General features: G+C 56.5%; 7 protein-coding genes and 1 pseudogene. 6 read left to right on the top strand and 2 right to left on the bottom strand.

Going from position 1 to position 11,440, the window contains the following annotated elements:
- The 5 genes from VGE80_RS24265 to VGE80_RS24245 form a co-directional block, all read left to right on the top strand.
- The coding region (locus tag VGE80_RS24265) for a molybdopterin oxidoreductase family protein (RefSeq protein ID WP_440594445.1) at positions 1-1,288 on the top strand (1,288 nt) is incomplete at its 5' end.
- Between the two features lie 249 nt (positions 1,289-1,537).
- Positions 1,538-3,118 (top strand): exo-alpha-sialidase, encoded by a 1,581-nt coding sequence (locus tag VGE80_RS24260; RefSeq protein ID WP_440594444.1) that lies wholly within the window; start codon positions 1,538-1,540, stop codon positions 3,116-3,118.
- Between the two features lie 299 nt (positions 3,119-3,417).
- Entirely contained in the window at positions 3,418-7,347 is a 3,930-nt protein-coding gene (locus tag VGE80_RS24255) for a PVC-type heme-binding CxxCH protein (RefSeq protein WP_440594443.1), read from the top strand.
- 90 nt (positions 7,348-7,437) lie between these two features.
- The gene (locus tag VGE80_RS24250) at positions 7,438-8,577 is read left to right on the top strand and encodes a hypothetical protein (protein ID WP_397569864.1); all 1,140 of its coding nucleotides are present in this window, start codon (positions 7,438-7,440) and stop codon (positions 8,575-8,577) included.
- A 404-nt stretch (positions 8,578-8,981) separates the two neighbouring features.
- On the top strand, positions 8,982-9,695 hold the full coding sequence (locus VGE80_RS24245) for a M48 family metallopeptidase (protein WP_440594442.1): 714 nt from the start codon (positions 8,982-8,984) through the stop codon (positions 9,693-9,695).
- A gap of 3 nt (positions 9,696-9,698) precedes the next feature.
- Here VGE80_RS24245 and VGE80_RS24240 read toward each other — a convergent pair whose 3' ends face one another.
- Together VGE80_RS24240 and mobA are read right to left on the bottom strand one after the other, a co-directional pair.
- Positions 9,699-10,160, bottom strand: a complete 462-nt coding sequence (locus VGE80_RS24240; protein WP_440594441.1) for an SRPBCC family protein — start codon at positions 10,158-10,160, stop codon at positions 9,699-9,701.
- A 177-nt stretch (positions 10,161-10,337) separates the two neighbouring features.
- Positions 10,338-11,036 (bottom strand): molybdenum cofactor guanylyltransferase, encoded by a 699-nt coding sequence (gene mobA, locus VGE80_RS24235; RefSeq protein ID WP_440594440.1) that lies wholly within the window; start codon positions 11,034-11,036, stop codon positions 10,338-10,340.
- Positions 11,037-11,148: 112 nt separating this feature from the next.
- On the opposite strand from mobA, the pseudogene VGE80_RS24230 reads away from it, so the two are divergent.
- Positions 11,149-11,440, top strand: a pseudogene (locus VGE80_RS24230) (formylmethanofuran dehydrogenase subunit C); the annotation flags it as partial.

The raw sequence follows: 11,440 nt of genomic DNA, 5'->3' as shown, positions 1-11,440 counted from the left end.
AACGAGATTACGACCCGATCAGATCGTGCGATTTGCAGAGACGATTCACGACCGGAACCGAACTTCGTTCTGGTGGACGATGGGGGTGAATCAAAGTCATCAGGGGGTTCGGACGGCTCAAGCGATCATCAACCTGGCGCTGATGACGGGAAACATTGGGCGACCGGGGACCGGGGCCAACTCCATCACCGGACAGTGCAATGCAATGGGATCGCGACTGTTCAGCAACACAACCAGCCTGATGGGAGGATACGACTTCAAGTGTCCCGACGATCGAGCCAAAGTCGCATCGGTCCTGGGCATTGATCCGAATCGAATTCCAGCGGAAAACAGTTGGGCCTATCCTGAAATTATGGAAGGTATTCTGCGGGGGAAAATCAAAGGCTTGTGGGTCGTCTGTACGAATCCGGCCCATTCGTGGATCAACCAGAACCAGGCGCGCGATATTCTCGAGCGACTTGATTTTCTCGTCGTACAGGACATGTACCATTCTACCGAGACGGCGGTCCGGGCTGATTTGTTGCTGCCTGCCGCTGGCTGGGGTGAAAAAGAAGGGACCTTCATCAACTCTGAGCGAAGACTGGGCGTGATAAAGAAGGTGCACAATGCGCCCGGTCACGCCCTTGCCGATTTTCAGATCTTTCAACTGATTGCCCACTACTGGGGCTGCGGAGAGATGTTTCGGCGCTGGTCCAGTCCTGCGGCCGTTTTTGAAATCATGAAGGAGCTTTCGCGGGGACAACCGTGCGATATCTCCCAGATTTCAGACTACGCTTTCCTGGAAGAACGAGGAGGTATCCAGTGGCCTTACGCAGGGAAGGTGCCGGATGTTCGCCAGGAACGTCGGCTGTTTGAAGATGGCAAATTCTACCATTCGAACGGACGGGCGCGATTCGTCTTTGAAGATCCTCGGCCACTGACAGAACCCCCTTCAGAGAAGTATCCCTTTAATCTTCTGACCGGACGAGGTTCCGCCTCGCAGTGGCACACGCAGACTCGTACGTCGAAATCTGCTGTCTTGCGGAAGCTTTACCCTGAGCAGCCCTTCGTGGAACTGAATCCAGCGGACGCCCGTAAGCTGGGGATCGCCCCGAACACGTGGGTGACGGTCGAATCCCAGCGAGGCGAGATACGAGCGATGGCGTTCCTCACACCCGCCGTTCCCAGCGGAGTCGTGTTTATCCCCATGCATTATGAAGGGACGAATCGGCTCACCGACCCGGTTTTTGATCCCTATTCGAAGCAGCCTTCCTATAAGAGTTGCGCTGTTCGCGTCGTGCCCGGCTGAAACCACTCAACCAGGACCACACCGGAGATGCCTGAACAAGGCCTTCCGGTTGGGAAGTGGTTCTGGCTGAGCTGTGACCACGTGGATTCCCGTCATACGGTCCCCTTTGAAGACCGACTTCGGCCACTATTCAAGAGAGATCACCGATCAGTCCTTCTTTGATTGTTGCTCAATGGATTTCGGGCAGAGACAGTGTAATCATCTTTTGATGTTCTGGTGATCGAATCATCTAACTCGGAAATGCTGTCAATGACCAGTTTTCGCTGCTTCAGAGTCTTCACGATCCTCGCAGTGGGGAGTTTCGTGCTGCTGAATGGAAATTCCGCAAGCGCTTCAGTCGAACTGGGTGACGACGTGGGCGAGATCACACTGATTGACGCACGGGGAAAAGAACTCGCCGTCACCCCCACGAAAGAGCGTGCGGCAGCGGCGTTCCTGTTTCTTTCAGGACGCAGCGAAGCGGTGGATCAGTCGCTGGAAGCGATCAGCACGCTTTACCGAAAACATCGTCGGCTGGGAGTCGTGTATATCGGCGTCTGCTCCAACAACGCCGAGTCTGCAGAGGAACTGGCGGAGTATGCACGCGACCGGGGACTGATCTTTACGATTTATCGTGATCCCACCGGGACGCTGTCTCAGAAGCTCGACATATCCACGATTCCTTCCGTGGCTCTGGTCGATGGGACGGGGAAACTGGTTCACCGCGGTGGGCTGGAATCGCGTGCGGGTCAACTGGCGTTTGATGCGGCCGTGGTGAACGGCATCAAACCCAAGTTCGAGGGAGCGGTGGTCACACCGTCGCCACTGGCGCCGACGGAACAGAAGCAGAAGCTGCACGATAAGTACGGGGCCATCTCATTCTCTTCGGAACTTCTGTTTGAACGAATCCCGGGTGCGTCGGTCTATCATTGTTCGACGATCACGGAAGCGGCCAATGCTGATCTGCTCTGCCTCTGGTATGGGGGAAGTTACGAGTCTGCCGACGACCAGACGTTGTTTCTTTCGCGTCGTCCGGCCGGAGAGCGAACCTGGGGAAAACCACAGGCCTTGATCTCGGGACCAGACCCCCTGCCCGGAAACGGTGTCATCTTCGTTGACGGGCATGAACGTGTCTGGATCATCTGGTGCCGCATGGAATACACCCGGCCGCTGGGGCGTGGCCAGGGGTGGGATAACTGCCGACTAATGTCGCGCGTCTCGACCGATCATGGCTTTACCTGGAGCAAGGACAGCGAGTTCCTTGACGCCAAACTGCGGGCCGTCCCCCGCAATCCACCCGTCCGACTTGCGTCCGGGGATCTGGTGCTGCCACTGGAAGCGAACGTCGATGGTGTGGCCGGTTCCATCTTTCTCATTGGTGCTGATGGTGGAAAGCAGTGGCGCCGGGGAGGCTTTACGAATGGGGGAAACCAGCCTGCCGTCATTCAGCGCAATGACAAATCGCTGTTCAGCATGATGCGGCACGCTCCCCGAATCACGCAGATCGAATCGAGTGATGGGGGCGAGACCTGGACGAAAGCAACTCCGTCCGCGTTGCGGTGCCCCGATTCGGGAATCACGATGACCCGACTGGCGAATGGTCATGTCGTCGCTGTGTTCAATGATTCGGAACTGGCCCGTACGCCGCTGAGCATTGTCCGGTCGGTCGATGAAGGCCGTACCTGGGAAACCCCGTTCCATCTGGAGTCGAATCCCGGTGAGTACTCTTATCCTTGTATCATTCAGACAGGCGACGGCAAGATTCATGTGACATTTACCTTCAGGCGTTACTCTATCAAGCACGTCGAACTGAATGAGGATTGGCTGATTCATACGGAACGACCTAATTAATGGTGAGCGTCGTTCATTGATGAGCAGCGGATTTTGAACTGGGAGAACGGGGCAGACACTGTTTCGTACTCCCCGTTGGCATGGGGTTACGTGTGTTAAGGGTTATGAAGTCGATTTCATCATCAGGATGCTCCCACGAAGCCGTTTAATGACTCGTCTGTGTCGGTCATCTCATTCAGTCCGATCCTGTTCCATTCAATTCCGATGTCGCGATTGAATAACCCGTCTCGCTCTGATGCTTTCCTGACTTTCTGACGTCACAGGCGAGAACCCTACGATTTTCGACAGGAGAGGGCCGAATGATCTGGCGATTCTGCGTGCGAAGTCATGTGCCGAGTCTTGTGCTGTGGTCGCTGCTGAGTACCTCGCTGCTCGCGCAGTCCGATCCGTCCACGGCAGCCAGTCCGTTTGGCCCTGCGAAAGTCTGGACGCTGCATCTGGAGTTGTCGGAGAAGGAGTACGCAGCGATGCAGCCCCCTCCTCCGGCCCAGTTTGGTGCCCCACCCCCCGCCGCGCAGGGGACACGTCCGAGTGATCGAAACCTGTTCGGAACCGAGTTCCGCTGGGCCGAAGGGAACGTCACCGCTGAGGGAAAAACGTTTAAGAAGGTGGGGATTCGTTATGCGGGTGACATCACTTATCTGGTGGCGGCGAATGGTCTGAAACGCCCGCTGAAGATTGAGTTCGATCGATTTGAGCAGCAGACGTTTGCCGGGCTGTCGTCGATTCAGTTGCATTCGATGCCTCTTGATCCCTCGAAAGCCCGCGAAGCTCTGGCCTTCAATCTGTTTCGGGCACTGGGAGTTCCAGCGTCGAGAACGGCCTTTGCAGAAGTTACCCTCACGGTGCCCGGCCGGTACAACAGGGAATACCTTGGGCTGTACACCGTCATCGAAGAGATTGACGCGCGATTTTTGAGGGAACATTTCGGATCCGACAAGGGGTTGGTCATGAAGCCGTTCCGGATCCGGGGAATCGATGCTCCGGGTGAGAACTGGGAGGCCTATCAAGCCTTTTACCGTCCCCAGCGAGAGGCGACGCCGGAAGAACAACAGCGGGTGATTGCGTTTGCAAAACTGGTCAACACTGCCTCTGACGAGGAATTTCAGGTCCAGATTGGATCGTTCATCGATCTCGATCAGTTCCTGAAGTATGTCTCCGCGAACGCACTCACCTCGAACCTCGAAAGCTTTCTTGCCCTCGGGCACAACTATTCGCTGTACCTTGATCCCGCCTCGAACCGGTTCCACTTCATCCCGGGTGATCTGGAGTTTTCTTTCGCGAATCTGCTGTTGTTTGGCACTCCTGACCAATTGATGGATGTCAGTCTGCAAAAGCCCTATCCGGGCGAGAACAAGCTGCCCGATCGACTGTTCCAGATTCCCGAGGTGACTGAGCGGTATCGCCAGCTGCTGGCAGATCAGGTTGCAACCATTTTTACTCATGACCGGTTGATGAAGGAGATCGCCGAGATTGAACAGGCGACGGCGGGCGTCATCGAAAAAGAACAGGCCGCGACCGCCAGCCGTCCTGCACCCGTGGCTCCGTTCGGGCCCCCACCGGGAGCGGGTGGGCCTCAGCCCCCTGATCTCAAGACATTCGTGGACAAGCGGCTGGCGTCGATCTCGGAACAGTTATCAGGGAAACGAGTCGGCTATGTACCTCAGCCCTTTAGTTTTGGACCGCCCCAGTCGTCCCAGAATGCTCCCGCCATCAACGAGTCGACCTTCAAAGAAGTAGTCCACGTTCCGGCCAAGTTCGAGGCGACACTCTTCGCGGCCCCACCTAACGTCAGTTATCCCGTTGCGATTGCCTGCGAGCCGACCGGCGCGGTGTACGTGGCTGTTGACGAACAGGGTTCGCTGGGGCGGACTCCGGGTGGGGGGCGGATCCTGCGGTGTGTCGATCAGGATGACGACGGCAAAGTCGATGACGTGACAGTCTTTGCCAGGGTAGAGCATCCACGCGGTGTGACTTATCGCAATGGCAAGGTCTGGGTCATGCATCCGCCGGATCTGACGGTCTTTCAGGATCTGGATGGGGATGGGATCGCCGAGTCAAGCGAGTTGCTCGTCACAGGTCTCACGACGGATCAGATCACAGAACGAGGGGGCGACCACACGACGAACTGTGTTCGCATGGGAATCGACGGGTGGCTTTACATCGGTGTCGGAGACTACGGAATCAAGGAAGCCCAGGGGAAAGATGGTCGGAAGATCGTCCTGCGGGGGGGCGGCGTCGTTCGGGTTCGGCCTGACGGGACGGAACTGGAAATCTACTGCCGTGGACTTCGTAACCCATTCGATCTGGCTATCGATCCTTTTCTGAATCTCTTCACGCGTGACAATACCAATGACGGCGCAGGCTGGGATACGCGTGTCAGTCTGCTGAAGCAGTCTGCTCTGTACGGGTACACCCAACTCTTTGCGAACTTCACTGACGAGACCATGCCGACGCTGGGGACGTTCGGAAATAGTGGTGGCACGGGGGGATTGTTCATCCAGGATCCTCGCTGGCCTGAACCGTATCAGGATACTTTGCTGACTGGCGATTGGGGCCGCAGTGAAGTCTACCGGCACGCGCTCAAGGAAAATGGACCGACGTTTGACCTGGAGCAAGAAGTCTTCATCGAGATTCCCCGTGCGACAGGAATGGACATGGATGGAAATGGGCGACTGTACGTCGCCAGTTGGCGAGGGGGCGAAGCATCGGTTTTCGCTGGGCCGAACATCGGTTTCGTCGCCAGGGTGACGCCTCGAGATATGCAGGATGTCCCCTTCCCCGATTTGAACACGCTATCTGTCGATCAGTTGATCGAGGCTCTCGCTGCACCTCAGTCGGTCACTCGACTGCATGCGCAGGGTGAAATCCTGTCGCGTGGGAGAAATGCGGAGACGAGTAAAGCCCTGATCGAACTGGCGTCGAGCGACAATACCCGTCTGGAGGGACGCGTAGCTGCCATCTGGACTCTCAAGCAACTGGACGGGAATTTCTCGCATGTGGCACTCGGCAAACTGGCGGCGATCGCTCCACTGCGTGAGTCCGTGCTGCGGGCGTTAACGGATCGGTCCGGTGAGACGGCTGGCCTGGATCCTCAACTTTTCGTGGACAGCCTGAATGATCCCTCGCCGCGCGTGCGAGCCCAGGCGGTGATCAGTCTTGGCAGGTTAAATCGTCCTGAGACGGCAGCCAGTCTCCTGCCGTTGACCATGCGATCGGACGGCTCAGTTATGCCGACACAGCGGCCCTTGCAGAACCAGCCCGATCCCGGACGAGTGATCCCGCATCTGGCGGTACAGGCTCTTGTCCAACTGCAGGCCGTCGAAACCTGTCTGGAGGGTCTGGATGGACCGAGTTCGGTAGGTGCTCTGTGGGTGCTGCGGTCGATTCATCAGCCACGGGTAGTCGATGGTTTGATCCGGCGACTGGCGACGGCGAGGACGGAGGAATTGCGGAACGGAATCCTCACGTCCCTGATCCGTCTCTACCACCGCGAAGCCGACTACGACGGTTCCTGGTGGGGAATTCGGCCGGATAATAGTGGCCCCTACTATGATCGAGTCGAGTGGGGGATGAGTTCCCGGATAGCGGGTGTGATTGCGAATGCCGTGAAAGACAGTGATCCGGAAACGGTCTCGCTCCTCAAAAGGGAACTGCGGCGGCATGGTGTTGAAATTGCGGGAATCTCGAGCAATTCCGAATCGGTCGTGAATGAACCAGACCTGATTGTGGTTGTTCCCAAAGCGGATCCTGCGAACGGGAAGCAACTGGGAAACATGAGTGTCGATTCCGCCCTTGCACAGACGTTACTGGCGAGCGGGGACGCGCGTCGCGGGGAGGCTCTGTTCAAGACACAAGCCTGTGCGGCTTGCCACACGACGGCCGACGGTCAGACTCCGAAAGGCCCTCACCTGTTCGAAATTGGCAAACGTTACCAGCGTCCTGAACTGGCGGAATCGATCCTCAAACCGAGTGCCAAACTGGCTCAAGGGTATGAGAGTTACCAGTTCGTGACGGTCGACGGCCGGACCTTCGCAGGGTTTGTCGTCAGCGAACGGGCTGATGCGACGATCTTTCGAGAGGCCGATGGTCGCAGGCGGGAACTAAAGAAAGGTGATGTCGAAGAGAGACTCCTGCTGAAGGTTTCGGCGATGCCCGAGGGGATCGTGGCGAATCTGACCGCCGAACAGTTTGCGGATTTGATTGAGTACTTATGCTCATTGAAATAACAGGGTTCGATTGTCGATTCCGCACTGTCAGGAGAGGTTTGTCGTCAAGGTCGCGAGCAAGCTGCGGGTTTCGCTGAAGGAGGTCGCTGGGTGAGTGAGTATCAGTACATTGGGTTTCTGGCCATCGACGGACCGGTTTCCGCTGAAGACCTGAGGTACATGCACAAGCAGTCTTCCAGAGCCGAAATCACGGAATGGTCCTTCAGCAACGAATATCACTTCGGAGATTTTCGAGGCGACGCGCTGGAGATGTTACGTCGTGGTTACGACATACATCTGCACTACGCTGATTTTGGCATTACTAAGCTGATGATTCGTCTCCCTGCCGGACTACCGAACCGATCGATGACGAGAAAGTATCTGCTGGGACAAGGACTGAAGTTCGTCAAGGATCCGAGCGGTTTAGGAGGCATTCTGGTCATTGATCCTTATTACGATGGGTGCGGCGAAAGCGATCTGATTGATCCGGAAGAAATGCTTAACTCTCTGAAACCACTTCGGGCAGAGTTGATGGAGGGTGACTTGAGGCCGCTTTATCTGGCACATTTGGCCGTCGCTCAGGATTCCAGCCATCGACCAGACAAAACCCACGAAGCACCTGTCCCGGCTGGATTAACATCGCTGACGCCAGCACAGCAGGCACTGGCCGATTTCTATGGTCTCAGTCAGGCTTTGATCGAGGCTGCTGCCATCGAGAGTCCTCCGTTGCCAGTTTCCAGTTGCGACGAGACATCAAGGCAAGAGGAAGACTGGATTCGTCAACTGCCGGAAAAGCTTAAAGTGACCTGGCTCCTTTCCGTTCTCAGGGGCGACAGTGCCTCGGTCAGATCCGAGATGTTGGCACAATTCCGACGCAGTCAGGGGCGCGCACTTTGGCCGACAAACAATCCCCGTCGAACAATGCACCAACTGCAGGAACTTGAAGAGAAGGCTTTGAGACGGGCTGAAGAGCAAGCAGCGGCCGTTGCTGCGAGGATGCGTCAGCAGCGACTCGCCGAAATAGCTTCCGATCCAGTAAAGGTTTTGCGTGAAATTGAACTCTGCGTAGCAGAAAAGACAAGTGATGCAAATCACCGGGCGGTAGTGTTACTCTGCGATCTCCGGGACGCAGTTGCATCGACTGATCAAGCGGGAATCGCCGAATCGCAGGCGTTAAAGCTCAAGAAGCAGTTTCCGACACGAAGGGCTCTGCTCAATGCACTGTCCAGAGCACGATTATTTTCCAAGTAGCATTGTCATCGAGACAGCGACGGTGAGGTAGCAATATCAAGGTACGAATGCTCGAGAATTGCAGCGGTTGACTGCTGTCTCACGGTCAAAGCACCGTAATCCTGAATTACCCCATGACTGGATGATATACGACTTTGACGTTCGTCCTTTTGATGATCCTTTTCCATCCTGATGCGGTGACCGAAGCCGGAACATTCCTCCGGGACGACGCGGTGGTTCAATTGGACGTCTCTTCCGTCTTCAATGATTTTGATTTAGAACACCGGAATGGACCACGCTCATAGCGTTGTGGGGGGCCTGTTCCACCTGCGTCCCCTCCCATGGACCAGGTTTGAAACAGGGACGGCTGGGTGCCTGGTGGACGGACAGACGAAGGCGAGCGGGATCGTGAGGAGCGACCAGGGATGACGGAGCCTCATTTCGAATATCGGATTCGCGAAAGCGTCCGAGCGAAGTATATGAGCCTGCGCGTTTCGGTAGACCGGGGGTTGGAAGTGGTCGTTCCGCGCGGCTTCGATCGGAAGCTGATCCCCGGCTTTTTGCGGGATAAGCATGAATGGGTTCGAACGGCCCTGTCCAAGGTCGATCAGGCTCGCCAGCGCCGCGTCAAACCGACCGAGACTTTGCCACAGATGCTTTCATTCGCCGCCTGCGGTCGCTCGTGGATTGTCCAGTATCATCCCCGTCGGTCAGACACCATTACGCTGTTTGACGATGGCCAGGGAGGCCTGCGGGTGGTGGGGGCCGTCGACAACATTCCCGCCTGCCACTCGGTCCTGCAGCAATGGACCCGGCGCCAGGCATTCAACGTACTTAATCCCCTGCTCCGCCAGTTGAGCAAAGAGACAGGGATTGCGTACGTCAAAACGGTGATTCGGTGCCAGAAGAGCCGCTGGGGAAGTTGCTCGAGCACCGGAACCATCAGCCTGAATCAGAAACTGTTGTTCGTCGCCCCGGATCTGGTCCGATACGTCCTGATCCACGAACTGTGCCACATGCGCGAGATGAACCATTCACGGAACTTCTGGAACCTGGTCGGTCAGTTTTATCCCGACTATCGACGAGCCCGCCAGCGACTCAAGGAAGCCTGGTACCAGATGCCGGCCTGGGCCGGTTGACCCTCAGGCACCGGGATGCGGGAACTGTTTCTGCAAGGCTTCCCGGCGATGCTCAAAACCATCTTCGAGTGCTTCGAGAATACTGTCTGCGGTGACCAGGAAGCCCAATACGCCGCCAGGAGGTTCGAACTCGATCCGGTTGATCAACGTGACTTTATCCGAAGAGGAGTGCGGTTCGACGATGTAGTCATGCAGCCACAGCTTCAGCGGACCTTCGACCATCTTCTCACGGAATCGAGTGGGTGTGTTGAGCTCGACGATTTCGTACGTCAGCTCCTGAACCATCCCGTAGACCTGTGCCTTGACCTTCAGACGACTACCCAGCTCGATAATGGGAGGTGGCGTTACAAACACGAACTGCATCTGGGGAGGTGCGATCGCCTGCAAATTGGCTGGACGGATCAGAAAATCAAACACCTGGTCAAGAGACCCGTGCAGGTCTGTTCGACTCTCAAAAATCGGCATTCGGAGCATCCTTTGCGGCAATCATTTTCAACGGAACAAGCCGTATCTTAGCCGGAATAGCACTGCTGGTGGAGAGTACCCGCAGCCGAGAGAGCGGAAAAATCTTGATCTGATCGAGCCAGACCAGAGATCTGGAGGGGACTGATCATTGCATGGCCGAGTAAATGACGGGGCAAATCACTCAAGAAACGAGGGGTGATCGCTTTCAAACCCCATTTCCAAGAGTGCTTTGCGGTACTCCTCAGGAGAATTCAGGTTTGCGAGCGTAGTGAGGTGGGGATCGACGGTACGTAACTCTTCTGTGGGGACTCTCACGGTTGAGACCTGATCGAACAGGGAACGCAGGCTGAATCGATTTCCCGCAAGTTGCGTTTCCACCCGTTTCAGAACTGTCGCCCTGTAGACTGCCGTAAGGGGATGTTCATAAGTCCCGTCGAAGGGGACGGCGATGTCTACTTCGCCAAGACGATGGAACAATAATTCCACGACGTCTGGAACGAGTCGTGGAGAGTCGCAGCTGGAAAGGAAGACGGCGTCCACCTGTGACTGCAGCAGACGCAACCCCGCCGCAAATCCTTCGAGCGGGCCACGACGGGAGTGCTGATCTCGAGCCAGACGGACTTCTGGTGGAAGGTTGGGAAGGTGTTGTCCGGCTGCGGCTACGACCACAATCCGGGAGGAGTCAATAACAGAACTCAGCAGGCGGACAACGCGCTGCAGCATCGTTTCCGGTCCAAACGGCAGCGATGCCTTGTCGTGACCCATTCGGGTCGATTCGCCACCGCACAAGATAATCGCCCCTTTGTTCACGGATCGGCCCTTTTTATCAACTGGCGTTGTTTGTTGCGTTGCGGCTCGCCCGGGGTCTGGCGACATTGTACGTTTGCGAAGCCACGGATAGTTTGGGTGATTGGACGTGGAATGTCAGCGGACTTTCGACTGGTAAATGGTTCTCACACGATCGATTTGGGAAGAGGAAAAGGACTTCATGGCACTGACGATGACTTACCGGGCGCAGACGCCAGTGCCGGTGGAAGTGGAAGGTTTCACTCCCGATTGGACTCGTGACAAAACTCTGGCCGAGATCGAGCAGTTCTCGATCTTTCACGGGAATCAGAAGCTGCCGATCGCGGAGATGTTTTCCGTCGCCGGCGATCCCGGTGATGGGACCATTGTCTGGGAAGGAGATCTGGCGGGGGTTCACTGGATCGGGGCTCACATGACTTCGGGCTCCATCCGCGTTCACGGGAACGTCGGCCGGCACTTGGGAAGTGAGATGC

The sequence above is a fragment of the Schlesneria sp. genome (assembly GCF_036405755.1).
Classification (GTDB): Bacteria; Planctomycetota; Planctomycetia; order Planctomycetales; family Planctomycetaceae; genus Schlesneria; species Schlesneria sphaerica.
The sequence above is the reverse complement of the archived record's forward strand: the minus strand, read 5'-3'. Positions and strand labels throughout refer to the sequence as shown.

Coding starts and splice junctions, on each gene's coding strand:
- VGE80_RS24260 (WP_440594444.1), top strand. CDS start 1,538: ATGACCAGTTTTCGCTGCTTCAGAGTCTTCACGATCCTCGCAGTGGGG.
- VGE80_RS24245 (WP_440594442.1), top strand. CDS start 8,982: ATGACGGAGCCTCATTTCGAATATCGGATTCGCGAAAGCGTCCGAGCG.
- VGE80_RS24240 (WP_440594441.1), bottom strand. CDS start 10,160: ATGCCGATTTTTGAGAGTCGAACAGACCTGCACGGGTCTCTTGACCAG.
- VGE80_RS24255 (WP_440594443.1), top strand. CDS start 3,418: ATGATCTGGCGATTCTGCGTGCGAAGTCATGTGCCGAGTCTTGTGCTG.
- mobA (WP_440594440.1), bottom strand. CDS start 11,036: ATGTCGCCAGACCCCGGGCGAGCCGCAACGCAACAAACAACGCCAGTT.